At 68.0% G+C, this 25185-nt stretch carries 26 protein-coding genes; 12 read left to right on the forward strand and 14 right to left on the reverse strand.

Going from position 1 to position 25185, the window contains the following annotated elements; translation table 11 throughout:
• The first annotated feature begins 13 nt into the window (after positions 1–13).
• The 3 genes from J0J01_RS04220 to J0J01_RS04230 all read left to right on the forward strand — a co-directional run bounded on the left by J0J01_RS04220 (position 14) and on the right by J0J01_RS04230 (position 2792).
• The gene (locus tag J0J01_RS04220) at positions 14–850 is read left to right on the forward strand and encodes a DMT family transporter (RefSeq protein ID WP_296378955.1); all 837 of its coding nucleotides are present in this window, start codon (positions 14–16) and stop codon (positions 848–850) included.
• 209 nt (positions 851–1059) lie between these two features.
• The gene (locus J0J01_RS04225) at positions 1060–2016 is read left to right on the forward strand and encodes a nitronate monooxygenase (RefSeq protein ID WP_296378956.1); all 957 of its coding nucleotides are present in this window, start codon (positions 1060–1062) and stop codon (positions 2014–2016) included.
• Between the two features lie 101 nt (positions 2017–2117).
• The gene (locus J0J01_RS04230; protein ID WP_296378957.1) at positions 2118–2792 is read left to right on the forward strand and encodes a DUF1906 domain-containing protein; all 675 of its coding nucleotides are present in this window, start codon (positions 2118–2120) and stop codon (positions 2790–2792) included.
• Here the strand turns inward: J0J01_RS04230 and J0J01_RS04235 are convergent.
• Together J0J01_RS04235 and J0J01_RS04240 are read right to left on the reverse strand one after the other, a co-directional pair.
• Positions 2750–3046 carry a hypothetical protein gene (locus J0J01_RS04235; protein ID WP_296378958.1) on the reverse strand — a complete coding sequence of 99 codons (297 nt, stop codon included), beginning with the start codon at positions 3044–3046 and terminating at the stop codon, positions 2750–2752. The two genes, J0J01_RS04230 and J0J01_RS04235, sit on opposite strands and share 43 nt — an antisense overlap.
• A gap of 108 nt (positions 3047–3154) precedes the next feature.
• On the reverse strand, positions 3155–3421 hold the full coding sequence (locus tag J0J01_RS04240; RefSeq protein ID WP_365735904.1) for an aspartate-semialdehyde dehydrogenase: 267 nt from the start codon (positions 3419–3421) through the stop codon (positions 3155–3157).
• A gap of 283 nt (positions 3422–3704) precedes the next feature.
• On the opposite strand from J0J01_RS04240, the gene groES reads away from it, so the two are divergent.
• From groES to J0J01_RS04255, 3 genes are all read left to right on the forward strand, one after another.
• Positions 3705–4022: a co-chaperone GroES gene (groES, locus tag J0J01_RS04245; RefSeq protein WP_296378960.1), complete on the forward strand. Its 318-nt coding sequence runs from the start codon at positions 3705–3707 to the stop codon at positions 4020–4022.
• Positions 4023–4075: 53 nt separating this feature from the next.
• The gene (gene groL / locus J0J01_RS04250; RefSeq protein WP_296378962.1) at positions 4076–5716 is read left to right on the forward strand and encodes a chaperonin GroEL; all 1641 of its coding nucleotides are present in this window, start codon (positions 4076–4078) and stop codon (positions 5714–5716) included.
• 157 nt (positions 5717–5873) lie between these two features.
• Entirely contained in the window at positions 5874–6293 is a 420-nt protein-coding gene (locus J0J01_RS04255) for an NUDIX domain-containing protein (protein ID WP_296378963.1), read from the forward strand.
• On the opposite strand, the gene J0J01_RS04260 is transcribed toward J0J01_RS04255, so the two are convergent.
• The 4 genes from J0J01_RS04260 to J0J01_RS04275 all read right to left on the reverse strand — a co-directional run bounded on the left by J0J01_RS04260 (position 6230) and on the right by J0J01_RS04275 (position 8942).
• Positions 6230–7285 (reverse strand): hypothetical protein, encoded by a 1056-nt coding sequence (locus J0J01_RS04260; protein ID WP_296378964.1) that lies wholly within the window; start codon positions 7283–7285, stop codon positions 6230–6232. The genes J0J01_RS04255 and J0J01_RS04260 overlap by 64 nt on opposite strands.
• On the reverse strand, positions 7269–7562 hold the full coding sequence (locus J0J01_RS04265) for a DUF1330 domain-containing protein (RefSeq protein WP_296378966.1): 294 nt from the start codon (positions 7560–7562) through the stop codon (positions 7269–7271). The genes J0J01_RS04260 and J0J01_RS04265 overlap by 17 nt, the downstream gene beginning before the upstream one ends.
• 25 nt (positions 7563–7587) lie before the next feature.
• A complete protein-coding gene (locus J0J01_RS04270; protein WP_296378967.1) occupies positions 7588–8451 on the reverse strand; it encodes a sulfurtransferase in 864 nt (287 codons plus the stop codon).
• Positions 8452–8570: 119 nt separating this feature from the next.
• A complete protein-coding gene (locus tag J0J01_RS04275) occupies positions 8571–8942 on the reverse strand; it encodes a hypothetical protein (RefSeq protein ID WP_296378968.1) in 372 nt (123 codons plus the stop codon).
• Positions 8943–9079: 137 nt separating this feature from the next.
• Between J0J01_RS04275 and J0J01_RS04280 the strand changes: the two genes are divergently transcribed.
• Together J0J01_RS04280 and mscL are read left to right on the forward strand one after the other, a co-directional pair.
• On the forward strand, positions 9080–10018 hold the full coding sequence (locus J0J01_RS04280; protein ID WP_296378969.1) for an AEC family transporter: 939 nt from the start codon (positions 9080–9082) through the stop codon (positions 10016–10018).
• Positions 10019–10033: 15 nt separating this feature from the next.
• Complete coding sequence (gene mscL, locus J0J01_RS04285; RefSeq protein WP_296378970.1) at positions 10034–10456, forward strand: large conductance mechanosensitive channel protein MscL; 423 nt, start codon at positions 10034–10036, stop codon at positions 10454–10456.
• Between the two features lie 175 nt (positions 10457–10631).
• On the opposite strand, the gene dapA is transcribed toward mscL, so the two are convergent.
• The gene (gene dapA, locus J0J01_RS04290; RefSeq protein ID WP_296378971.1) at positions 10632–11504 is read right to left on the reverse strand and encodes a 4-hydroxy-tetrahydrodipicolinate synthase; all 873 of its coding nucleotides are present in this window, start codon (positions 11502–11504) and stop codon (positions 10632–10634) included.
• A 70-nt stretch (positions 11505–11574) separates the two neighbouring features.
• Here dapA and J0J01_RS04295 point away from each other — a divergent pair, with 70 nt between their 5' ends.
• Positions 11575–12414, forward strand: coding sequence for a LysR family transcriptional regulator (locus tag J0J01_RS04295; protein WP_296378972.1), 840 nt, complete (start codon positions 11575–11577; stop codon positions 12412–12414).
• Between the two features lie 123 nt (positions 12415–12537).
• Complete coding sequence (locus tag J0J01_RS04300) at positions 12538–12762, forward strand: hypothetical protein (RefSeq protein ID WP_296378973.1); 225 nt, start codon at positions 12538–12540, stop codon at positions 12760–12762.
• A gap of 361 nt (positions 12763–13123) precedes the next feature.
• Here J0J01_RS04300 and J0J01_RS04305 read toward each other — a convergent pair whose 3' ends face one another.
• From J0J01_RS04305 to J0J01_RS04315, 3 genes are all read right to left on the reverse strand, one after another.
• The gene (locus J0J01_RS04305; RefSeq protein ID WP_296378975.1) at positions 13124–14215 is read right to left on the reverse strand and encodes an NAD-dependent epimerase/dehydratase family protein; all 1092 of its coding nucleotides are present in this window, start codon (positions 14213–14215) and stop codon (positions 13124–13126) included.
• Positions 14212–15138: a tripartite tricarboxylate transporter substrate binding protein gene (locus J0J01_RS04310; protein ID WP_296378976.1), complete on the reverse strand. Its 927-nt coding sequence runs from the start codon at positions 15136–15138 to the stop codon at positions 14212–14214. The genes J0J01_RS04305 and J0J01_RS04310 overlap by 4 nt, the downstream gene beginning before the upstream one ends.
• A gap of 162 nt (positions 15139–15300) precedes the next feature.
• Entirely contained in the window at positions 15301–15654 is a 354-nt protein-coding gene (locus tag J0J01_RS04315; protein WP_296378977.1) for a hypothetical protein, read from the reverse strand.
• A gap of 131 nt (positions 15655–15785) precedes the next feature.
• Between J0J01_RS04315 and J0J01_RS04320 the strand changes: the two genes are divergently transcribed.
• Together J0J01_RS04320 and J0J01_RS04325 are read left to right on the forward strand one after the other, a co-directional pair.
• Positions 15786–16835, forward strand: coding sequence for an LLM class flavin-dependent oxidoreductase (locus tag J0J01_RS04320; protein WP_296378978.1), 1050 nt, complete (start codon positions 15786–15788; stop codon positions 16833–16835).
• A gap of 388 nt (positions 16836–17223) precedes the next feature.
• A complete protein-coding gene (locus J0J01_RS04325; protein WP_296378979.1) occupies positions 17224–17418 on the forward strand; it encodes a hypothetical protein in 195 nt (64 codons plus the stop codon).
• An 81-nt stretch (positions 17419–17499) separates the two neighbouring features.
• Here the strand turns inward: J0J01_RS04325 and J0J01_RS04330 are convergent, their stop codons facing one another.
• The 4 genes from J0J01_RS04330 to J0J01_RS04345 form a co-directional block, all read right to left on the reverse strand.
• Positions 17500–17673, reverse strand: coding sequence for a hypothetical protein (locus J0J01_RS04330; RefSeq protein WP_296378980.1), 174 nt, complete (start codon positions 17671–17673; stop codon positions 17500–17502).
• Between the two features lies 1 nt (position 17674).
• The gene (locus J0J01_RS04335; protein WP_296378981.1) at positions 17675–20749 is read right to left on the reverse strand and encodes a DddA-like double-stranded DNA deaminase toxin; all 3075 of its coding nucleotides are present in this window, start codon (positions 20747–20749) and stop codon (positions 17675–17677) included.
• Between the two features lie 25 nt (positions 20750–20774).
• Positions 20775–22073 (reverse strand): VWD domain-containing protein, encoded by a 1299-nt coding sequence (locus J0J01_RS04340; protein ID WP_296378982.1) that lies wholly within the window; start codon positions 22071–22073, stop codon positions 20775–20777.
• 195 nt (positions 22074–22268) lie between these two features.
• Entirely contained in the window at positions 22269–25094 is a 2826-nt protein-coding gene (locus tag J0J01_RS04345; RefSeq protein WP_296378983.1) for an ATP-dependent DNA helicase, read from the reverse strand.
• Positions 25095–25185 lie beyond the last annotated feature (91 nt).

Genomic DNA, 25185 nt, shown 5'->3' on the forward strand with positions numbered 1-25185 from the left:
TCAATCGGAGGCGATGTCTGCGGCGGTTCTTTATGGCCTGGTGATTCTGTCGGCGATCGCGAATTCCGTGTGGAACGCGATGATGAAGTCGGCCGGCGACCGCACCATGACCATGGTCGCGATCCGCGTCGTCGGCCTGGGGCTCGGCCTTGCCGCGCTGCCCTTCGTCGACTGGCCGGCGGCGGCTGGCTGGAAATGGCTGGCGCTGACCGCGCTCGTGCAGTTCGCCTACTACGCGCTGCTGATCCGCTCGTACGGCATCGGCGACCTGAGCGTGGTCTACCCGCTGGCCCGCGGCCTGGCGCCGGTGCTGACCACGATCGCGGCCTTCCTGGCGATCGGCGAGGCGCTCGGCGCCGGCCAGATCGCGGCGGTGGCGCTGATCTCGCTCGGCATCATGGCGCTGTCGGTCGGCGCCGGGGCGAATCGCGCCGCCGTGGGCTTTGCGCTGGCCACCGGGGCGAGCGTCGCGGCCTACAGCTTCCTCGCCGGGATGGGGGTGCGCAGCGGCGGCACGGTGCTCGGCTTCCAGGCCTGGCTCGAGATCGTGAACGGCGTGGTCATGGTGGGCTTCGCGCTGCTGACGCGGCGCGCCCAGTTCGTCGACTATGCCCGCCGGCACGCCGCCACCGGGCTGCTGGCGGGCGTGCTGTCGGTCGTGGGCTTCCTCGCCTATCTCGCGGCGGCCCGCAGCCTGCCGCTCGGGCCGATCACGGCACTGCGCGAGACCAGCGTGATCTTCGGCGCGGTGATCGGCACCGTAGTGCTGAAGGAGGGCTTCGGCCTCCGCCGCATTACCGCCGCGACGATGGTCGTGCTCGGGATCGCGCTGCTCGCTTTCTGGCGCTGAGCTAGGGCCGGACGACTCTTCAAGTTCCTCCCCTTGGCGGAGTCCGCCAAGGGGAGGTGCCCCCGCGATCGGGGGCGGAGGGGTCTTAGGGGGCCGCGTGATTGCGGCCCATGACCCCTCCATCGGCGTATGACGCCGACACCTCCCCGCGCTACGCGCAGGGAGGAATTCTGAGTCGGACTCAACTCATCCCGCTCTAAGATCGGGCGATGTTGCCCGTCTCCATTCGCAATCGTCTCAGGCTGCCGCTGATCGCGGCGCCGATGTTCCTCGTGTCCGGGCCGGCGCTGGTCATCGCGGCCTGCCGCGCCGGCGTCATCGGCTCCTTCCCGACCGCCAACTGCCGCACGCTCTCGGCGCTCGACGCCTGGCTCGCCGAGATCAAGGTCGCGACCGAAGGGGCCGCGCCGTTCTGTCCCAACCTCATCGTCCATCGCTCCAATCCGCGTCTGGCCGACGACCTTGCCGCCGTGCAGCGCGCAGGCCCTGAGATGGTGATCACCAGCGTCGGCTCGCCCGAGCCGGTGATGAAGCCTCTCAAGGACGCCGGCTGCCTGGTGCTGGCCGACGTGGCTTCGGTGCGCCATGCCGAGAAGGCGGTCGCGGCCGGCGTCGACGGGCTGGTGCTGCTGACCGCGGGCGCCGGCGGCCAGACCGGCTGGGCCAATCCCTTCGCCTTCGTCCGCGCGGTGCGCCAGTTCTGGGACGGCATCGTCGTCATGGCAGGCGGCATGGCCGACGGCCAGGCGATCGCCGCGGCCGAGCTGCTGGGCTGCGATCTCGCCTACATGGGCACGCGGTTCATCGCCACGCAGGAGAGCCTCGCCAAGCCGGAGTACAAGCAGATGCTGGTGGCGAGCCGGCTCGACGACGTCAAGCTCACGCGCGCCTTCACCGGGCTCGAGACCAACATGCTGCGGCCGTCGATCGCCGCCGCCGGCCTCGATCCCGATGCTCTGCCCGAGCGCGGCGCGATCGACATCGCCAAGGATATCGACGCCGCCGAACGCGACCGCCCCAACAGCAAGCGCTGGAAGGACATCTGGAGCGCCGGCCATTCGGTCTCGGGCGTCGCCGACGTCCCGTCGGTCGCCGAGCTGGTCGAGCGCACCGCGGCCGAGTATGGCCAAGCGAAGGCGTGCGTTACGCCGCCGGGGCCGCGCTGAAACAAAGCGCGGATTTTTCACGCTCATTTCACGGCTCCCGCCGTTGATCCCGGAGCCCTGCCGCGGGAAATGTCGCATCGCTCAAGCGGCAGGAGAACACCATGGCTCGTGATGAGCTTCTCCATGACATTCCGGACTCTCCGGGTGACGCCATCATCGCGGCAGCAGGGCTCGACACCGATGCCATCTGCGCGCCCTTCGCCAGCCAGATCGCCGGCGATCATTTCGATTTCGTCGTCCGCTGCTACCGCCCCGATTCGGTCAGCGGGCTGTCGAAGGCGGAAGCCACGGCGCTGGTCGCGGCGGGGCTGAGCCTGGCCGTCGTCTTCGAGGGCGTGCCGGGCGCCAAGCCGGCCCACTATGTCGCTGCGCAGGGGCCCCGCGACGCGGCGGCGGCGCTGCTCCAGGCCGAGCGGATCGGCCAGCCCGCCGGATCGGCGATCTACTTCCCCGTCGATACCGACATGCTGCTCGACGGCGTCACCAATCGGGCGCTGCCCTACTTCACCGCGATCAGGGACGCGCTGGCCGCCGCGCCGGTCAAGTATCGCGTCGGCGTCTATGGCTCCGGCCTGGTCTGCGAGACCCTGAAGAACCGCGGCCTCGTCGACCTGACCTGGCTGTCGGGCCGGACCGGATGGATCGGCCACGCCGACTATGCCGACAAGGCCGACCTGCTGCAGGTGCTGCCGGGGATGCGGATCTGCAACGGCCAGCTCGCGGTCGATCGCGACTATGCGCGGGCGGCGGATTTCGGGCAGTTCTCGCTGTCCTGAATTACTGGGGCTCGATCTTCGCGAGCTTGATGTAGCGGGTCCACAGCACGCGCTCGCGCTTCACGAACGCGTCGGACTTGGCGATGTCCCAGTCGCGCGGCGGCGGCGTGATGCCGATCCTCGCCGATCACGATGTCGGGGAAGGTGACCTGGATGCGCCCGCCGATCAGGTCCTGGATCGCCGGCACCGCATCCTTGTAGGCGACCTCTTCCAGCGTCGCGCCGCTCTGCTCGGCGAACAGCGCCGACGGCACGCGCGAGGAGGTGTTGCCGTAGCCGGAGAAGAGCGGCGCCTTGCGTGCAGGAGGACGAGTGCGTCTCTCCGATTCATGCCGGCAGCGGCGACTGCCGGCCGCCGCCGGTCAATGCAGGTGATAGAGCCCCGAGGCGAAACCGAATTCCGCCGGCTTGATCAGCTGCGCACTGGCCACGCGGACGCGGTGCAGCTTGCCGTCGAGGTTCCTGTCCCAGAAATCGAGGAACTTCGTGAGATTCGGGAAGCGGGGGGCGAGGTCGAGATTTTGCCAGACGTAGCTCTGCAGGACGTGCCGGTGATCGGGCATCCAGTAGAGGATCTCGGCGGTCGTGATGCGGTAGTCCTTGAGCTGCGCCACGAAACTACGGTCCATCAAAGTCGCTCCTTGACTCCGAACGCGTTCGGGAATAGTCACGCGCCCTTAACGGGAAATCAGCAAAATTCGTTCCACATCAAAGACTTAGCAGCAGTCACTGGGGATTGCTGCCAAGCCCGGCGTCACGCGCTTTTGCTGCACTGCACGACGAGATGGCGGAACCTAGTCGCGCTCGCCTTGACGGGACCTTTCCACACCCCTAAATCCCGTGCGCCTTTGGCACTCACCGTTGGAGAGTGCTGACAGGCTTCTGATAACCAGGGGATATGGAGGCAACAGCATGAAGTTCCGTCCGCTTCACGACCGCGTCGTGGTCAAGCGCGTCGCGGAGGAAGAGAAGACCAAGGGCGGCATCATCATCCCGGACACGGCCAAGGAAAAGCCGATGGAAGGCGAGATCGTTGCCGTTGGTCCGGGCGCCCGCGATGAGAACGGCAAGCTCGTCGCTCTCGACGTCAAGGCCGGCGACCGCATCCTGTTCGGCAAGTGGTCCGGCACCGAGATCAAGCTCGACGGCACCGAGTACCTGATCATGAAGGAAAGCGACATCATGGGAATCCTCGAGGGTTCCGCCGCGGCTTCCAAGAAGGCCGCCTGAGCGCTTCCGCAAGACACCATCCAAACCAACAGACATCCGAGAGGGATTGAACAATGGCAGCGAAAGAAGTCCGCTTTAGCGGCGATGCCCGCCAGCGCATGCTGCGCGGCGTCGACATTCTCGCCGACGCGGTGAAGGTGACGCTGGGTCCGAAGGGCCGCAACGTCGTGCTCGACAAGAGCTTCGGCGCACCGCGCATCACCAAGGACGGCGTCACCGTCGCCAAGGAGATCGAGCTCGCCGACAAGTTCGAGAACATGGGCGCCCAGATGGTGCGCGAAGTGGCCTCGAAGACCAACGACATCGCCGGCGACGGCACGACGACGGCGACCGTGCTCGCCCAGGCGATCGTGCGCGAGGGCGTGAAGTCGGTCGCGGCCGGCATGAACCCGATGGACCTCAAGCGCGGCATCGACCTGGCGGTCGAGGCGGCGGTGAACGACATCAAGGCCCGCGCCAAGAAGATCACCGGCACCGACGAGGTCGCGCAGGTCGGCACCATCTCGGCCAACGGCGACAAGTCGATCGGCAAGATGATCGCCGAGGCGATGAAGAAGGTCGGCAACGAGGGCGTCATCACGGTCGAGGAGGCCAAGAGCCTCGACACCGAGCTGGACGTCGTCGAGGGCATGCAGTTCGACCGCGGCTATCTCTCGCCGTACTTCATCACCAACGCCGACAAGATGATCGCCGAGCTCGAGAGCCCGTACATCCTGCTGTTCGAGAAGAAGCTCTCGGGCCTGCAGGCGATGCTGCCGGTGCTCGAGGCGGTCGTGCAGTCGGGCAAGCCGCTGCTGATCGTGGCCGAGGACGTCGAGGGCGAGGCGCTGGCCACCCTGGTCGTCAACAAGCTGCGCGGCGGCCTCAAGATCGCCGCCGTCAAGGCGCCGGGCTTCGGCGATCGCCGCAAGGCGATGCTCGAGGACATGGCGATCCTGACCGGCGGTCAGCTGATCTCCGAGGATCTCGGCATCAAGCTCGAGAACGTGACGCTCGACATGCTCGGCAAGGCCAAGAAGGTCATCGTCGAGAAGGAGAACACCACGATCGTCGACGGCGCCGGCAAGAAGGTCGATCTCGAGGGCCGGATCGCCCAGATCAAGGCGCAGATCGAGGAGACCACCTCGGACTACGACCGCGAGAAGCTCCAGGAGCGCCTGGCCAAGCTCGCGGGCGGCGTTGCCATCATCAAGGTGGGCGGCGCGACCGAGGTCGAGGTCAAGGAGAAGAAGGACCGCGTTGACGACGCCATGCACGCCACCAAGGCGGCGGTGGAAGAGGGCGTGGTCGCCGGCGGCGGCGCGGCTCTGCTGTACGCCGTGCGCGCGCTCGAGAAGCTGCGCACCAGCAACGACGACCAGAAGGTCGGCGTCGAGATCGTGCGTCGCGCGCTGCAGTCGCCGGTCCGTCAGATCGCCGAGAACGCCGGCTTCGACGGCGCGGTGGTTGCGGGCAAGATGCTCGACCAGAAGGACGCCAACTTCGGCTTCGACGCCCAGAAGGGCGACTATGTCGACATGGTGAAGACCGGCATCATCGACCCCGTCAAGGTCGTGCGCACCGCGCTGCAGGACGCCGCTTCGGTGGCCGGCCTGCTGGTGACGACCGAGGCGATGGTCGCCGAGAAGCCGGAGAAGAAGGCCCCGATGATGCCGCCGGGCGGCGACGGTGGCATGGGCGGCATGGACTTCTAAGTCCACGCGTCTCCAGAGAAGATCGGAAAGGCCGGGGAGCGATCCCCGGCCTTTTCTTTTGTCTTCGACATCGTCACCGTTGCCCATCCCCTCCGCCCTTCGGGCACCTCCCCCGTCTGACGGGGGAGGCAGGGAGGGGGCGGGCGACGGACGGGCTTTGAACTACCCCCTCTCCATCAAAGGCGTGCTGATCGACGACGGCCGCGTCCTGCTGCTGCTGAACGAGCGCGGCGAATGGGACCTGCCGGGCGGCCGGCCCGATCCGGGCGAGGACCATCGCACGGCGCTGGGGCGCGAGGTGCGCGAGGAGGCGGGGCTCGTGGTCGAGGTCGGCGCGCAGGTCGATGAGCATCTGTTCGAGGTGCTGCCGCAGCGCTTCGTGCGCATCGTCGCCTATGTCTGCCGGCTGCTGGGCGGCCGCGACGTCGTGCTGAGCCATGAGCATCGGGACACGCGCTGGATCGCACTCGCCGAAATAGGCGAGACGATCGACGGGCATCCGTTGCCGAAGGGCTATCTCGCCGCGATACGCCAGGCGATCGACCAGCCGCGCTCGCCGAGCGAACGGGTGGTCTGAACCGTCAGGAAGCGGTCGTGCGCCGCGGCGGCGCCGAGCCACAGTTCGTTCCAGGCATCGAAGGCTTTCAGCGGATCGGAGAGCGCAAGCTCGCGCACGGCGCGCCAGCCCTGCATGCGAACCTCGCCGCCGGCGACCTCGACATCTTCGCCCTGGGCGCGCAGCACGTTGCCGAGCCAGCGCGCGAAGTCGCGGGAGCTCTCGGCGTCGCCGCGCTCGACGTCGGTCGGCAGGTCCATGTCGCGCGCGGTCTCCTCGTGGAACTGCAGCCCGACCAGGCGGGCGACGCGGCCGAGCTCCTGCCGTGCGCCGTCGGCGCCGAGCTGTTCCTGCAGGGTCGGCAACATGGTGCGCAGATACTCGACGGCATAGGCGCGGAAGGTCTTGAGCCGCCGTTCCTCCGGCCAGCTCGCGGTCTCGAGCCTGGGCTGTGCCGCCCAATCGACTCGCGGCATCTCTTCGTCGTAGGCGAAGCGCACGCGCTCGTGCTCCTCGAGCGGGCGGTCGTATTCGTAGTAGTAGCCTTCGAGGCCGGGCCGGCCGTCGACCGTCATGCCGGTGCAGACGAAGCCCAGGTTCGGCTTGCCGAGCGACTGGCTGTTGTGGCCGTGCCAGCCGTGCAGCATCGCCGCCGACACCGCATGCGGCACGGCGGCGATCGCGGTGCCTTTCCAGATCCAGCGCGGCGGCGGATAGCGCACCCAGGCTTTGCGGTCGCTCTCGCGCAGATAGCCGGTCTTCACGCCGCCCAGCGCGTTGGAATGATAGTGATAGAGCGCGCAGGCCGGCGCCGGTGGCTGGTCGGCCAACCCGAGCTTCTGCAGGCCGGGCAGGAACTTCTCGAGATGCTGGCGGCGGAAGTGGCGGAACACGTAGTCGCGCGCGATCTCCTCGCCGCGCCGGGTCACCAGACCCAGCACCAGCGCGGTCATCAGCGCGTTGTAGAGCGTGCCGACGGCCTTGTAGGCCGCCAGCTCAGCCAGCGTGGCCATCGACGATGATCGCCTTCGACTTGCCGGCCTTCAGCCGCATCGCGAGGATCGGCTTGTAGTGGTCGGAGTCATAGAACGCCTCGGCCTTCTCGTAGGTCGGGAACTCCAGCACCACGATTCGTGGCGGCGTCCAGCCGCCCTCGAGCGTACGGGTCTTGCCGCCGCGCACGATGAACCTGCCGCCGAACTTGGCGACCGCGCCCGGTGTGTGCTTGCGGTACTCGGTCATCAGCGCCTCGTCGGTCGTCTCGACCTCGACGATGATATAGGCAGCCATCGATTCCTCCTCAGCCGGTTCCCCCTCATCCAACTTCCATCGGCAGGCTCGGGTCGTTCGACCATTCCTGCATGGAGTTGTCGTAGATCGCGACGTTCTTGTGGCCGAGAATCGCGGTGAGCACAAACGCATCGAGGCTCGCCGCGATGCCGCCGCCGCAATAGACCAGCACGCGCTTGTCGGGCGCGGCGCCGACGCCCTCGAAGGCCTGTCGCAGCTCGGCGATCGGCTTCAGGGTCTTGTCCGGACCGAACAGGCTCGCCGCCGGCACGCAGGACGAGCCGGCGATGCGGCCCGCCCGGCCATAGACCACGCCGCCGCTGCCTTTGTGCTGCTCGTGGCTCAGCGCATTCAGGGTCAAGGTGTCGGTCTTGCCGATCGCGGCCTTGATGTCGTTCTTGTCGACGAAGATCTGCGGCCGGCCGCGCAAGGAAAGTGTGGCGGCGGGATAGATCGTGAGCTCGGTCGATAATGGCCGGCTCTCCGCCTTCCACTTGTCGAGCCCGCCATCGAGGATCGCGGCATCGTCGAAGCCGATGGCGCGCAGCATCCACCAGATGCGCGTCGCCCATGTCGGCGTGGCGTGGCTGTAGAGCACGACGAAGGTGCCATGGCCGATGCCCTTGGCGGCGAACGCCTTGGTCAACTCGTCGAGCGGCGGCAGGGTGAAGCGGAGCTTCGAGTGCGGGTCGGAGAGCTCGGCGCCGAGATCGAGAAAGGCGGCGCCGGGGATGTGGCCCTTGTCGTAGTTGGCGCGTCCGCTCTCGGCGTTGTAGCCGCCCTCGGGCCGCGGGCGGAGATAGGTCGTGCAGTCGAAAAGGCGAAGGCCGGGGGCGCCCATGCGGCGCGCCAGCTCTTCGGTCGAAATCAGCGCTGCGGAGTCCGTCACGTCGCTCTCCCTTGGTTTGGGGGAGCGAAGACTATCGCGAATGTCGCTCTATTGGCACCGTGCGGGCTCTCGGCGCTGGTTACAGCGCCTGCCGCCCGCCAGCGCGGGCTGCGCCCGCGCTAAATCGTCTTTTGAGGCAGCGGCGGAACGTTGATCGTCTGCGGCGGGCTCTGGGCCGACGACGGCGAGGCGGCCGGCGGCGTCAGCTGGGCCGAGGTGTCGGTCGACTTCGGCGCCTCGAGCTTCTTGGCCTTCTTGTGCGTGGTCGTGGCCGGGGCCTTCGTCGACTTGGCCGAGGCATGCACGCGCTTCAGGCACGACGACTTGGAGGTCGAGCTCTTCAGCGTATTGCAATAGGCCGCGGTGCCGGGCTTCGGCTTGGCGGTCGTCATCGGGGTCGGGGTCGTGGCAGGCGCCGCTTCCTGGGCGAAGGCCGGAACGGCGAGCGCGACCGCAGCGAGGGTCGCGACGGAGGCGAGCAACAGACGCATGATCTTCTCCTGGGCCGCTGGCGGGAGGGGGGCGATGCGGCCTCGATTAGAAGAAAATATTATTATATTGTGGGTATTTATGTCAAATTCTTAATGTTTCAAATGGACGAGACCTCCGGCCACCAGATGCACTCCTAATGCAGGCCATCTTCAACGTCGCCCTGCCGATTTTCGGGGTGATCCTGGCCGGCTACCTAGCCGGGCGCTGGCGCATCCTGGGTGGCGAGGCGACCGCGGCGCTGAATGCCTTCGTGAGCTACTTCGCCCTGCCGGTCCTGTTCTTCGGCACCCTGGCGCGCACCCCGGTCCATGCGGTCCTCGATCCGATGCCGATGATGGGCTTCAGTGTCGTGGTGCTGGCGACCTTCGGCGTCGGCATGTTGTCGACCCGGCTGGCGGTGAAGGGCGGGCTCGCCCGCATGAGCCTGCAGGGCATCGCGGCCTCATGGGGCAATGTCGGTTACATGGGGGTGCCGCTCTGCCTGGCGGCATTCGGCGAGCAGGGCCTGCCGCCGGCGATGCTGGCGGTGATCGTGACCTCGATCATCTCGATGGTGTTCGGCGTCATGCTGATCGAGCTCGAGCTGGCGGCGGGCCACAGCCCGATCCTGACCTTCCTGAACGCCGCCTGGAACGTGGCGCGCAATCCGCTGCCGGTATCGATTGCCGCCGGCATCGTCTATTCCAGCCTGGTGCTGCCGCTGCCGACGCCGGTCGAGAAATGGCTGGATCTGCTGGGCGCCGCCGCCTCGCCCTGCGCGCTGTTCGCGATCGGCCTGTTCCTGTCGGATAAGTCGCTGCGCAGCGGCCTCGCCGAGACGGGGCTCGCGACCGTGATCAAGCTGCTGCTGCAGCCCCTGCTGGCGGCGGCCGTGCTGCCGTTCTTCATCGACCTCAAATCGGTCCCGGGGCAGGTGGCGCTGGTGATGGCATCCTTGCCGACGGCGGCCAACGCCTTCGTGCTGGCCAAGCAGTTCGACGTGCAGGTCGAGCAGAATACCGCCTCGGTCCTGCTCTCGACCGCCTTTTCCGTGGTGACGGTATCTGCTTTGCTGGTCTGGCTTCGCGTGACCTGAAAGAGGGAGAGAACGATGCTCCAGGAATTCAAGAAATTCGCGTTGCGCGGCAACGTCGTCGATCTCGCGATCGGCGTGATCATCGGCGCGGCTTTCGGCAAGATCGTCGATTCGCTGGTCACCGACGTGATCATGCCGGTCATCGGCCGCATCTTCGGCGGCCTCGATTTCAGCAACTACTTCGTCGGCCTCACCTCGGCGTCGTCGCAGGCGACGACCTACGACGCGGCGAAGAAGGCTGGCGCCACCCTGGGCTACGGCCAGTTCCTCACCGTGACGGTGAATTTCATCATCATCGCCTGGGTGATGTTCATCGTGATCAGGGGCATGAACACGCTGTTCGCGAAGGCGCAGGACGCCCCGCCGCCGCCCAAGCCGCCGTCGAAGGAAGAGGAGCTGCTGGCCGAGATCCGCGATCTCCTCAAAGCGCGCGCCTGAGGTAGCGCACGGTCTTGCGGCCATCGTGGATGGCCGCGCTGGCGACCTCGCGAAATCCCAGCGCCCGGATTGGGCGGCTCGGCATCGACCCCGCGCACCACCTGGTCATGGCCGGCGCCGCGCGCTTGTCCGGACGGGAGGCGGGTATGGAACCACAGGAAGCCGCGCGGCTCGATCACGCGGCCAGGCGATCGTCCTGCAGGCCGTCGAGCCGGCGCGCCAGCGCGTCTGAGATCTTCGTCAGCGGCAGGCGGCATTCGGGCGAGGCGATCAGGCCCTGTCGCCACAGCAGGTACTTGATCGGCATCGGGTTGGCTTCGGCGAACAGCAGCGGCACCTGCTGCGCGATCGGCGCCCAGGCGGCGCGCGCGCCGTCGATGTCGTTGGCGGCGAAGCGGCGGCCGACCTCAAGGAAGCGTCCGGTCTGGAGGTGGCTTGCGGCGAGGATGCCGCCGTTGGCGCCGTTGGCCAGCATGGTGAAGTAGAGCGCGTCCTCGCCGGTCAGCACCGAGAAGCCCTTGGGCTTGCGCGCCAGCAGGTCGAGCGACTGGGCGAGGATGCCGCAGCTGTCCTTGACGCCCACGATGTTGGGCACCTCGGCGAGCTCGAGCAGCGAGTCGTTGGAGAGGTTCACCGCCGTGCGATAGGGGATATTGTAAATGAAGATCTCGCGGTCGGTCGCCGCGGCGATCGCCTTGAAGTGCGCGATCAGGCCGTCCTGGCTCGGCCGGTTGTAGTAGGGGCAGACCGAGACGATGCCCTTGAAGGGCAGGCGCTCGAGCCGCTTCAGCGCCTTCACCACCTTGGCCGTGGCATTGCCGCCGACGCCGACATAGACCGGCACCGTGCCGGCCACGGCGAGCGTGCGCTCGATCAGCGCCTCGGTCTCGGCGTCGTCGAGCGCCGGCTGCTCGCCGGTCGTGCCCAGCGGGAACAGGGCATCGACGCCGAGCGACACGTAGTGGGCGACCAGGCGCTCGTAGCTCGCGAGGTCGACGGCGCCGTCCTTGAACGGCGTGATCAGGGGCAGCCAGAGGGTATTGCGCATGAAGACAGGATGCGCGCTCTCGGGATATAAGAATATCGAATGTTTTGAATAAAACCGTTCGGTTTTCCTTATGATCGATCTGCTGCGCACTTTTTTGGCCGTCGTCGACAGCGGCGGCGTCACGCCCGCGGCGGCGGGCCTCAACATGAGCCAGGCGGCGGCCAGCCAGCAGATCAAGCGGCTGGAGGAGCTGCTCGACTGCCGGCTGTTCGAGCGGGTCGGCCGCCGGCTGGTGCTGGCGCCGGCCGGCGAGCGGCTGCTCGCCCAGGCGCAGCGCCTGGTGATCCAGAGCGAGGAGCTGCTGTCGAGCATGCGCCGGCCGGAGTTCGAGGGGGAGGTGCGCTTCGGCGTGCCCTACGACATCATCGGCAGCTTCGTGCCCGCCATCCTGCGCCGCTTCGCCCGCGCCCAGCCGCGCGTGCGGGTCAGCCTGGTGTGCGAGGATTCCAAGGTCGTGCGCCAGCAGCTGCGCTCGGGCGGCGTCGACCTCGCGCTCACCACCGAGACCGACTGCGGCCGCCACGGCGAGACCCTGCGCACCGACCGGCTGGTCTGGGTCGGCGTGCCGGGGGGCGATGCCCATCTCAAGGATCCGCTGCCGGTGTCGCTCGGGGCGCCGACCTGCGTGTTCCGTCCCGTAGCGATCGAGGCGCTGGGCAAGGCGCGACGCGACTGGCGTGCGGTTTGCGAGGTGAGCCGCCTCGAGCCGGTGCATGCCGCGATCGAGGCCGGGCTCGCGGTGGCGCCGTTGCTGCGCTCCTCAGTGCCCGAGCGCTTCGAGATCCTGGGCCGCCACGCCCGCCTGCCGGCGCTGCCGGAGTTCCGCATCAACCTCTATCTGCCGGCCGGCACCGGCCTCGCGGCGCGCGACCTCGCCGAGCATGTGCGCGCTTCGTTCCTCAGCGCGTGACCGCCGCCCTTGTCCGATCCTGGTCCGATATCGACGGGCCACGGACGACAAATGATACGAAGCGATGCTGGCGGTATCGCGCGTGAAACAATTATGTTCGGCGCGGGTTTGTGGAGACCTCGCATGCGGTTCCTGGTCGGGTGGATGGTCAAGCTCGGTGTCCTGGGTCTTATCTATTTTGGCCTGACGTCGGGCGTGCATATCCAGCTGCCGGAGGAGATCCTCGGCTACAGGGTGCCGGCCTCCGCCCAGCAGTGGGTCGACCGCAACGCGCAGATCGGCGAGTACGGCAAGCAGACCCAGGCCGGCTTCAAGACCATCTCCGACAGCTTCGGCGGCAAGAAATAGACGAGTTTCAAAGCGCCTGAGGGGGCGTCGTGCGGGCCCGGTGCAGCGCTCTTCGGAGCGCGCCCGGGCCCGTTCCATTTGCCGGACTGTTGCGCCGCCGCCACACCCCGCGTGGCCAAGAAAGGGCCACGTAACAACCCGCGAATCAGTGCGTTGTGTTGTCGGTGCCGTCGAGCGTGACAGATGGCGCCGGGCCGGCGGCCCTCGCGCGTCACGCGTGGTTTCCTCCTCCCCGCATCGCGCCGCCGGCCGAGTTGCTTGCGTATCTCGAGTTCCCATAGTCGCCTTTCCGCAACCTGCAAGGCGACGGGGCCGGCGGCCGGTGCATCTCCCCCTGCACCGCGCCGCCGGACATTTCCGGCTATCGCGGCAACAGCTTCTTGGCCTGCATCTCGGCGATCGCCTTGGCGAACATCGCCTCGGTATCCATCACCTCGGTGAAGCCGGCCTGCATCAGCTTGATGGTCGAGACCAGCGCCGGCGGCCCCGGCTGGGTGCGACCGTGGCCCATGGTGTAGTCGGCGTATTCGAACGACAACCCGACGAAGTCCTTGAGCGTGCCCGAGACCAAACCGTGTTCGCGGCGGATCTCGGCCCACTCCGCCTCGCGCGGCCGGATCTCCCGGTCGAGCGCCAGCGGCACGTGCGCGCCCGCTGCCATGCCGAAAGCCCGGGCGATCGCCGGCCAGACGTTCGGCCAGACGAAGACATCGCCGTTGGTGACGTTGAAGATCTCGTTCGCCGCTTTGTCTGCTTCGCCCGACCAGGCGATGGCGCGCGCCAGCAGGTCGGCATCGACCGCCTGCGCCACGCGGCCGACGCCGCCGGGATAGTCGAGCGCGGTCTTGGCCGAACGCCGCATCATCGCCGCATAGACGCCGAGCGCGGGGATGACGTTCATCGCGCTGCCGACCGAATCGCCCACGATCAGCACCGGCCGCAGGATCGACCAGCGCCAGCCCTTGCCGCGCTGCCGTTCGCGAACGAAGCGTTCCTGGTTCCAGTAGAAGTTCGGCTGCTCGTGCATCTCCGAGCGGTTCTCGCGCGCCGGCACGGCGAGCGGCCGGACATGCACGCCATAGGCCTTGGTGCCCTGCAATAGCGCCACGTGCCGGAGCTGAGGGGCGGCTGCTTCGAGCGGCTCGAACAGGTTGCGCAGCATCGCCTCGTTGAGGCGGATCTGCTCGTCCTCGCGCCAGCCCGCGACCAGACCCGGCTGCTCGTAGAGCGCCGCGTAGACGAGGTGCGTGACGCCTGCGAGGTGCGGCGCGAGGGCCGCGCACGCGGCGGCATCCGCCAGGTCGAGCGGATACCAGCGCGCGCCATAGGTCTCGTCCGGCTTGCGCCGCGACAGCGCGATCACGTCGCAGCCCTCCTCCGCCGCGAAGTGCTTCAGGCAGGCATAGCCGACCAGGCCGGTCGCACCGGCGACCAGGACGGTCTTGGGTGTCACTCGACCTTGGCGCCGGACGACTTGATCACCGGCGCGAGCTTCTTCTCGTCAGCCAGGCGATAGGCCGCCGTGTCCTTCGGGTTCATCCAGAACGAGGTCGCGCCCTGCTGCTCGAAGGCGGTCTTCACCTTCGGGCTCTCGAGCGCCTTCCTGGAGAGCGCGGACAGCTTCTCGACCATCGCCGGCGGCAGGCCGGCCGGGCCGCAGAGGCCGCCCCACGAGGTGATCTCGAAGCCCGGGATGGTCTCGGCCATGGTCGGGATGTCGGGCGCCGCGGGATGGCGCTCCTTCGAGGTCACCGCCACGCCGCGCATCTTGCCGCCGCGCATCAGGCCGAGCGGGCCGGGGATGTTGTCCCACATCATGTCGACCTGGCCTGCGAGCAGGTCCTGGTAGGCCGGCGCGCTGCCCTTGTAGGGCACGTGCAGCAGGCTGACGCCGGTCATCTGCTTGAACATCTCGCCGGTGATGTGCGGCGTCGTGCCGGCGCCGGACGAGGCGAAGGAGAGCTTGCCGGGCTGAGCCCTGGCGGCGGCGATCAGCTCCGGCACGGTCTTGATCGGCAGGTCGAGGCGTACCATCAGCATGTTGGGCACCGACCACAGCATGGCGACGGCGGTGAAGTCCTTCTGCACGTCGAAGGCGAGCTTGGCGTAGAGCGTCGGCGCGATCGACTGCGAGGCGATGGTGTAGAGCCCGATCGTGTAGCCGTCGGGCGCCGAATGGGCGATCGCATCGGTGCCGACATTGCCGCCCGACCCGGCCTTGTTCTCGACCACGAACTGCTGGCCGGTCAGCTCGGCGAGCTCGGCGCAGACGATGCGGGAGAGCGTGTCGGTCGGCCCGCCGGGCGGGAAGACGTTGATGTATCGCACCGGCCTGTTGGGCCAGTCGTCGGCTGCGCGGGCGATACCGGACGCCAAGAACGGAGCGGCCGCCAGCACAAGCGCGCGGCGGCGGGAAAGCGGGACTCGAACTCTTGCCATTGCCAGACGTTGCCTCCTGTTTTTCATTCGTCATGCACTTTAGCGCACGGGAGGCAGTTGGCTACAGGCTCGATGAACCAGCCCTCAGTGAACCAGCCCTCAATGAGCCAGAGTCGTCATCTTCGGGTCGATCTGTTGCAGCGCCGCGTCGGTGATCTTCTGGACGTGGCCTTCCATGGCGGCGAAGGGCACTTTGTACTCGGCCTCGCCGCTCAGCCTGGAGGCCGGGTTCATGGCGGTGTCGAAGAAGTAGAAATCGACGTGGATGCGGTTGGTGCGGTCGCTGTAGGGCTCCATCCACTTCATCTTCAGGTCGACCAGGATCACGCCCTTCATGCCCTTCTGCACGGCCTCGCGGAAGTCGGCACAGCTCTGGGTGTCGGCGACCGCCGGTCCTGCCACCAGCCACGCCACGAGAATGGAAAAGGCCGCCGCTACCGCAGGACGACTCATTCGCTTGATCTCCCCCGACCCTCGAAAAAATCATCCGGCGCACCGCAGAGCGATGTCTACCGATAAGGCTGCGCAACCCCTGCACTCGCCATGGGTGTGACGGCGCGCCGAAAGGGGGCTAAGGTTCGCGCATGGAATTCGGCATGTTCCACGAGTTTCAGCGGCTGCCGGGCGCGTCCGATGCCTCGGCCTTCGCCGACTCGTTCGCCCAGGTCGACGAAGCCGAGCGGCTGGGCCTCGACGCGATGTGGCTCGCCGAGCTGCATTTCAATCCCGAGCGCTCGGTGCTCGCCTCGCCGCTGATCCTCGCCGCCGCGATCGCCGCGCGCACCAAGACCATGAAGATCGGCACGGCGGTGCAGGTGCTGCCGCTCTGCCACCCGCTCAGGCTGGCTGAGGAGGTGGCGACCATCGACCATCTCGCGCAAGGCCGGCTGATCTTCGGCGTCGGCCGCTCGGGCTTTGCCCATACATACAAGACCTACGGCGTCGACTACGGCGAGAGCCGCGAGCGCTTCGCCGAGACCCTGGCGATCGTCAAGCGCGCCTTCACCGAGGAGCGCTTCAGCCACAACGGCAAGTACTTCGCCTACGAGAACGTGCGGCTGTCGCCCAAGCCGGTGAGCCGGCCGTGGCCCGAGATCCGGATCGCCGCCGCGAGCCCCGACACCTACGAGGAAGCGGCCGTGCTCGGCCATCCGATCTTCGTCGCCGCGCGCACCGGCAACCTCTCGGAACTGTCGCCGCTGGTGAAGACCTATCGCGCGGCGTGGCAGGCGGCGGGCCATCCCGGCAAGGGCGGGGTGTTTCTGCGCGTGCCGGTCTATGTCGCGCACACCGAGGAGGCGGCGCGCGAGGAGCCCCGGGAGAGCATCCTCCACCTGCTGCGCACCATCGGCAGCCGGCTCGCCGAGACCGCCAACCTCGCGAGCGCCCGCGCGATCGAGAAGCGCGGCGAGCGCGCCGCCAAGATGCAGTCGATCGAGTACGACGAGGTGCTGCGCGAGCGCATGATCGTCGGCACGCCCGAGCAGGTGATCGACCGGCTGCGCGAGGTCAAGGAGACGCTGGGCCTCGACGGAATCCTGGCCGAGCTCAACCCCGGCAGCCTGATCCCGCACGAGCGGGTGATGACGGCGCTGCGCCTGCTCTGCGAACGGGTAATCCCGGCGTTCAAGTAAGCGCCTTCTGAGGCGCGAGAAGCGCCTTCTGTGGCGCGAGAAGCGACCCCGTCCCAAACCGTCCCACGCGTAGGACGGGGGAAACGCCGATGGCATCGGCATCGGAGCCTCCTCAGTCCAGGAATCCCGGACACCCCCTCCGCGGGAGGGATGTTTTTTCCTGTGGTGGGCGCGGTGACGGAAGGCGGGCATCGTCATGCGCGCCACACTGCTCTCTCCCGCACGCGACTCCTAATATGGGCAATGGATGCGACGAATCCTCAGCAAAGAGGGGGGTCGAAAGCCGGTCCATTGCCCATAATGGACATCGAAGAACAACCCTTATCCACAGCGTCGGGAACACCCTCCGGGCTCTGCCGTTACACGACGGAGCAACCGGGAGCCTCCAATGCACAAGATCGCTCTCGCGCTCGGCCTCGCGTCCGTCCTCGCCGCCTGCGGTGACCAGGGCTACGGCCCGACCGATTCCTACAGCGCCCGCTACGGCAGCAACGCCACCGCCTCGACCGCGACCTCCAACAACGGCTCGAGCTCGACCAACGTCGAGGCGCAGCGGCAGAAGGTCTACAACCAGTACCGCTAGAGCATATTCCGTTCGGCTGGAATCAGCCGAACGGAATATGCCTGCTGCAACAACAACGCCCGTGCGCTCCAGCGCCCGCGCTCAGAACACCTTGGTGATCGCGGCGAAGAAGCGGCCCTCGCAGGCGCGGGTGAAGCCGCAGCCGTCGGCCTCGATGGTGGTATCGGTGTAGGCCAGCGTGAGGTCGAGGCGCCAGAACGAGGTCACCACGCCGATCTGCCAGAACCGGTATTCCTGGCACCCCGCGCGGTGCACGCTAGTCTGCCTTCTTGTTTAGCCAATCCGGCAGCGGTCCTTCTGTGAAGGTGTGATTGGAGTACTGGTACCAGGTCTTGAGCATTTCCTTCTGCGTGGTGTCGGGCAGGGGAATCGGCACCTCTTCGCCCGCCTCGGTGGTGAATTTCGGCACGACCTGGATGCGCAGGCTCTTGAGCGAGGCGTCGCAGTAAAGCACCACGGTCAGCTTCTCCCCGCGGCGCTGGCCGAGTTGCTTCAGCATGTCGTTGATGCCCTGGATCAGCAGGGCCGCTGCGTCCGCCTTGGCTTGCGCAGCGTCGGCGCGGGCGCGGTAGAGATCCATCACGCGCTGGTTGCCGCCCATCTGCAGCAATGCGCGCTGATTGGCGCGCTCCTGCGCGGTGGCCGCGCGGAAGCCTCCGCTCGTCGTGTCGAAGACCTGGCCTTGATTGCGGCGCGCCACGATCTCCTGATCGGTCATCCTGATGTTGGGGTTCAGCCTGCGCACGCGGCTGACGAAAGCTTCGTCCGACAATAGGGGATCGTTGACGTCGGCCACGAGGGGCGGGCTCGCGCCGCTGGGCGACAGCACCCTCGGCGTCGGCTCTGCCGGAAACTCGCGCTGGCCTTCGACACCCTCGAACGTCTTCTCGATCCAGGACAGGCCGGATTTCCCGTCGACCACGATCCTGTAGCCATTGGCCTCGGTGAGCTGGGGGCCTCTCCTGACGGTCTCGCCGATATTCTGGAAGCGCACGGTCATCCGCGCTCCGGGTGGGAGCAGCAATTCGAGGTAATTGAAGCAGTCAAAGCAGATGTAGCTGTTGTTCATGTCGACCCAGATCTGGGGAATCCGGTTGCCGGCACGCCAGTTGTTGCGCAGCCACATTGCGGCCTGCCCTTCGGCGTGCTGCGCCGCCTCGGCAAGCCCGTCGGCGGCACGCGAGTCGCCGCCCGGCGCCAGGCTGCGGGCCATCGTTTCGTCACCCCAGCCGATCGGTGCGCCGCCCGGGCGGGCGCGGGGGCTGCCAACCGCCCCGCGCATGCCGTCAGGCGTCGTCATTTGTCCCCGGGTCATGGTCCGGCCGAGATCCCTGAAGTCGGCGCGCGGCACGATCTGCAGCGGCTCGCCCTGCATGTACCAGACGTCGGTGCCGGGTTGGCGCAGCAGCCGTTCGCGCGGCAGGGCAGGCTGGCCGCCCGAGCTCAGGCCGCCCGCGCCTGCGCTCTCCATCATGTGCGAGGAGTCGACGCCGAAGAAGCCGCCGACGGCGCTGAAGCCGATCGCCCAGGTCGAGTTGGTCAGCTCGAGGTTCCCGCACACCGCGTAGCCGCCCTGGTTGCCGTCCGGCCGGACCAGCACGCTGTCGGTACGCGGCGGCTCGCCGAACGTGATGGTCCAGCCGTTGTAGTTGCCGATCTTCTGCTCGAGCTCGGCGAGGCCGGTGTCGCCCCACTGGTTGACCCGGTCGGTGAGCTTCTTGCGCAGCGCCAGGAAGGCGTCCCAATCGGCCAGGACCTGCTTGATTTCCCGGTCATGAAGACCGGCGCCGGACACGAGGTCGACCGCCTTCTGGTAGTCCATCGGATCGTTGGCCGGCGCATCGAGCTTGAGGCCGGCGGCCGACGCGTTGGCGCGCAGCGACTGGCCAAGCCGGTAGAGCGGCGTCTCGACCGCCAGGCGCAGCTTGGCGCGCAGGGCCTTGTTCACCTCGATGCGGGTCTTCTGCGACTGGTTGGGATCGTCCGGATCGGGATCGATCTCGAAGGCGACGAGATCGTCGATCAGCTTGACCTTGTCCTCGGTGTTGCCGGCGAGCGCGAACGGCTCGATCTCGAGATGGCGCGTCTCGCCCGCCGGCACGTCGGATGCCTTGCTGTCCAGGAAGAAGCCGAGCCGCACCGGCACGGTGGTGAAGGTCCGCTGGGGCTGCGAGCCGAACAGCGCGTTGATCCGGAGGTTGACGATCGACGGCGTGTCGGACTTGTTGAGGTTGACGACATCGACGCTGGGATTGAACCCCAGCGAGCGGCGATAGACCTGCCGCCATAGATAGGCCTTCGCGGTGCCCGGGCTCTTGGCATAGACCGCCTGCCACTGGTCGTAGGTCAGGCCGAACAGGTCGAGCGCGCGATCGTTCAGCGTCTTGTTGAAGGCCGCGGTGATGTCCGTCACGGTCAGTGGCGGGCCCTTCACCGTCTGACCCTGGGCGGTGAGATCGAGGTTGACGCGGAACTTGCCGTCGGTGCGCTCCGCCCAGCCGGGAAACCGGTCGTCGAGCCGCAATTCGACCCAGCCGGTGTCGTCGACGACCGCGATGTCGGGACGCTTGAGGTCGGCGACGCGGTCCCAGTTGCCCTTCCTGCCGGCATCTGCGTTCCATTCGTAGAACATCACGTCGACGTTGGTGTTGGTGTTGCCGCCGACCCAGCTCTTGTCGAACTTGACGACGAAGTGGCCCTGGTGATCGACCATCCAGAACGGCATGAAGGGCGGCGGCGTGCTGTCGACCACGACGCCGTTCTCCATCATCTGGAAGTTCTTCAGCCGGAATTGCGGCACGCGCCGCAGCCGGAACGCGACGGTGCTGAACGAGACCTTGGTGAACTTGTCGCCGTCGTGGCCGACCTTGGGGATGGTGCGCTGGCCGCTGAGGTCGCCGGTGGTGAGGTCGTAGCTGCCGGTCATGCTGGCCTGCACGGCGTTGCCATGGCCGCCCGCTGCGTTGGCCCCGGCCGCCGCCGACCACAGCGCGTCGGTGATCTTCTTGTCGTCCGCCGCCTCGCTGCGGTCGAAGAAGGTCGACCAGGCGATCGCGCCGGCGGCGTCGACGGTGCCCGACACCTCGAAGCTCAGCGATTGGTCCGGACGCAACGCCCGGCCGGTCACCGCCGCGCCGCTCTGCGACAGGACGAGCGTCCTGCCGGACGGATCGTCGACCATCCTCCACGGGCCGCTGACGTCGCGGACGTTCTGGGCGTGCGCGACCGCCGAGCCGAGCAACAGCCCGAGGATGAGCAGCAGGAGTCTCGCGCCCCGGTTCGCGAGGCCGTCAAGCCGCGTCCGATCCGATGCTTGCGATGCGTGCGTCATGCTCGACCTCTCCGCGGCCCGCGGCCTATCTCTTCTGCATCGTCCCCTTGAGTTCCTGCATCTGGCCGTTGCTGGCGACGTAGCGCTCGACCGTGTTGCTGCCTTCGAAGACGCGGCCGCGCGTCTTGAACTTGCAGGCCGCCCGCTGCTGGGCGTCGACCGGGTCGCAGTCGAATTCCTCGACGCGCTTGGCGTCGCTCTGCATGGTCTCGACGGTGATGTGGAACTTCTCGCCGGCGCGCGCGTCCTCCAGCGACGGCCGGTAGTAGGTGCAGCGCGAGCCGCCGCTTCGCAGGCCGCGGCAGCCGAAGCCTTCCTGCAGCAGGCTGTCCTGTTGCGCCTGCAGGGCGCTCTGGATGAACGGCTGATGGCCGGTGGCGGCGAGGTCGAGCACGCAATTGCGCAGCAGTCGCGGATCGCTGACGCCGGCGGCCTTGCAGGCCTCTTCGGCTTTCTGGCGCGCCGTGCCGTCGAAGCTCGCGACCGAGACGATCTGGTACGGGAACTTGAGATCGGTCCAGGTGGCGGTGGTCTCGCCCGGGCCGTAGTCGAACAGCGATTCAGCCTGGCTGACCCGCCAGCTGTCGCCGAACCGGCGATAGAAGTTCCGTGTCGACGCCTCCTCGCCGTCGCGCGGCAGCCCCTCGGAGGAGCCGCCACGGGCGACCAGGTCGTTCGCGGCATTGCCGTCGAAATTGCCGAACAGGCCGCGCAGCGTGCCCGCCCGCGCGCGGTCCGGGATCACCGATAGGTCGAGGTAGTCGCCGCGCAGGTCGATGCGGGCCACCGAATCGTCGGGCCAGGTCACGGTGATGCGCTGGCCCGACAGGCCGACCGTGCCGCCGTTCGGCAGATGCATCGGCTGCTCGAGCGAGGCGACGGGCCGTCCGTTGACCCTGAGCGCCGACGGCTGCCGGACATAGACGGCGACGCGATCGCCGGCGACGTTGAGGGCGACGGCGATGTTGGTGCTGATGGTCTTGGACGAGCCGCCCCAGGGACCCATGCGCAGCTGGATCTGGAAGTCGTCGCGCTCGGACTTGAGCGCGACGAACTCGCCGATCAGCTGCAGGTCGTAGAAGGCGCCGTCGACGGTGCGGACGTGCACATCGCCGTGCGCATGGCCGTCGTCCTCGTCGGTGATCTCCGTCGGAATCTTGGCGTTGCCGCCGCCTGCGACCGGCACCGGGCCCGGCGGCCCGGCCACCACCGGCGCAGGAGGTGGTCCGCCGACACCGCGATCCAGGACATAGCCGGCTAATCCTGCGGCGATCAGCAGGCCAAGAAGATAACGCCACCACTTGGCAGAGATGATTCGCATCATGTCAGCGCTCTCGTGTCTGACGCCCGATCGAACCTACAACCAAAACGATAGCAGCCGGCGCCCGCTTGTCGTGTTTAGATTTGTTGCGCTTGTTACGCGTTGACGCCTTGCCCGGGAATTGCCGGATCTCGACATGCCCTCCGACGACCCAAGGCGTTCCACCGACGCATGCACAGCAAGTGAATTCGGCGGCCGTCAATCCAGGATGAAGGCCCGGATCCGCTCGACCGCTTGGGCAAGTCCGGTGCGTTCGACGGTCACGCCCGCCGGAAACGCGCTCAGCAGCCGTGACGGCAGGCGCGAGTCCAGCATCACGAACACGCCGCGGTCATCGGCGCGGCGGATCAGCCTCCCGTACGCCTGCTTGAGCCGCAGGCGCGCGAGCATGTCGTCGTAGGCGTTGGCACCGGCACCGGCCGCCTTCCACGCCGCCTTGCGGGCGCGGTGGAGGATGTCGGGGCGGGGCCAGGGCACGCGGTCGAACACGATCAGGCGCAGGCTGCGGCCGGGAACGTCGACGCCGTCGCGCACAGCGTCGGTACCGAGCAGGCAGGAATGCTCCTCGGCGCGGAAGATGTCGACCAGGGTCGCCGCGTCCATGCCGCCGACATGCTGGGCGTAGAGCGGGAGGTTGGCCTCCTCCAGCGCCGGCGCGATGCGCTGGTGCACGGCGCGCAGCCGGCCGATCGCCGTGAACAGGCCGAGTGCGCCGCCGCCACTCGCCTTGAACAGCTCGCGATAGGCCGCCGCCACCTGGTCGGTGTCGTCGCGTGGCACGTCCTTCACGATCAGGATGCGCGTGGCTGACGCGTAGTCGAACGGCGAGGCCATCGCCGCGCGCATCGCCGGGGCGAGGAGGTGGCGGGTGCCGGTGCGGGCTTCGGCGGCGTACCAGGCGGCCGGCGGGGTCTTGTCTTCCGGACCGCGAGCCTCCGGCTCGCTCTTGCTCATGAGCGAGCCGGATGCTCGCGGTCCGGAAGAGGATGAAGGCTCGGGGTCGTCGTTGGCGGCGTTGGGGACGCCCGCGTCGCGTAACGTCGCCGAGGTGATCACCGCGCCGTGCGCCGGCTTGATCACGCTGTTCACGAACGGCTCGGTCGGGTCGAGATAGTGCCGGAACATGCCGACATCGTGCTCGCGGTTCTGGACGCGCTCGATCGCGAACCAGTCGACGAAGGCGGGATCGGCGTCGCTGTGCAGGCCGCGCAGCATCGCCCGCCACGCCTCGAGCGTCAGCTCGCAGCGGTTGGTGAGCGAGCGCGCCACGCCCTCGATGCGGCCGCGCTGGCCGCTGTCGAGCGTGTCGGCATCGGTCTCGAGCTTCTGCTTCAGCGCCTGCTTCAGCCGCCGCACCGGTTGCACCATCTGCTCGAACAGCGCGGCGAGCTGGTCCGCCGCCTCGATCAGCCCGGGATTGAGCGGGCGGATGTCGCATTCCATGCCGAAGCCCTGGTCCTCGCCCGTGGCGCGCGCCCGCACCTGGACGCGCACCAGCGCGAGGAACTCCTCGGCCGGCCCCATCACCGTGCCGTCCGCGAGCCGCGTCTGCCAATTGGGCGAGGGCAGGCGGCGGCTTGTTTCGAGCAGGCGGCGCAGCGCCGCCTGCGCCTCCTGGTCCTCGCCCAGCAGATCCTGCACCCGCCGCTCGAGTCCGCGGGCCCGACTCCCTCGGCGCCCTTCCGAACCTAGAATCCAGCGCCGCAGGTCGGAGCATTCGACGCCGCTGAGATGCGCGCCGAACGCGCCGTCGGCGGCGTCGAACAGATGATGGCCCTCGTCGAACACGTAGCGGGTGGGCCGCGTCGCGTCGTCGAGCCCGCCCATCGCCGCCTGCACCATCACCAGCGCATGGTTGGCGATCACGATGTCGGCCTGCCGCGCGCGGCGGATGGTGCGCTCGACGAAGCACTTGCGGTAGTGATCGCACGCCGAATAGATGCACTCGCCGCGCCGGTCGGCGAGCCGCCCGATGCGGCCGCGGCCCAACAGGTCGAGCAGCCACGCCGGCAGATCGCCGCCGATCATGTCGCCGTCCCGCGACGCGAGCGCCCAGCGCGCGAGCAGGCCCAAACCGACGGCGTTCTCGGGGACGAGGCCGGTGCGCATCACCGCCTCCTGGAAGTTCAGCAGGCAGAGATAGTTCTCGCGGCCCTTGCGGATCACCACGCGGCGGCGCTTCTCGGCACTGTCGCGGTGCAGCCGGTCGAGCTCGTTGTCGATCTGGCGCTGCAGGTTGCGGGTGTAGGTCGCGATCCATACCGGCGCGCCGTTCTTCTCCGCCCAGAGACTTGCAGGTGCGACATAGCCCAGCGTCTTGCCGACGCCGGTGCCGGCCTCGACCAGCACGACCTTGGGCTTGTCTTCTTCCTCGCGCGGCGCGAAGGCCTCCGACGCGGCCGAGGCATAGTCGCTTTGCGTCGGCCGCAACTCGGGCAGGCCGGGACCGGACGAGACGAGCTGCGCCAGCCGCAGCCGCGCCTCGCGCGGCTCGACCGGCATCGAGCCGGGCGGCGTCGCCGGCGGCGGCTCCTCCCACACCGGCAGGCTCTTCCAGACGTCGAGGCCGGCGCCTGGCCGCGGCCTCTTCGTCGCCTGCTCGAGGCCGAGCGCCTTCAGCACGTCGGCCGCCCAGCTCCAGTTGCCGCGCGCCATGGCAAGCGCGGTGTCCTTCATCTCGGGCGAGGCGAGCGCCGCCATGTCCTCGAGCTCGTCGATCAGGGCTTTTGCGATCTGCGGCAGGGCAGCGAGTTCGTCGGAAGGATCGACGTCCATCGCCGCGGCGAGCCCGCGCGGCGTCGGCAGGCAGAACGTCGCCGGCCGCACGAAGGCGTAGAGTTCGAGCAGGTCGCGGGCGCGCAGATCGTCGAGCCCCAGCCGCGCCGCGGTCGCCGGCGCGTGCACCACCAGCGGGACGCTGGCGCCTGCGCGCTGCGCCGCCTCGGCGCCGCTCAGGCGCTCGATCTCACCGTCCGCGCTCAGCCATAGCGCCCCGCGTGTCGTGGCGAGGAGGGAGGACCACATCGCCGCCTCGATAGCATACAATCGGGTGGTAATGAGGCCTTCGCATTTGCTGGGAGCGCGCCACTCCAGTGGCGCTCATGATCGTGATGCG

The organism is Reyranella sp. (assembly GCF_017305915.1).
In the GTDB taxonomy this organism is placed as follows: Bacteria; Pseudomonadota; Alphaproteobacteria; order Reyranellales; family Reyranellaceae; genus Reyranella.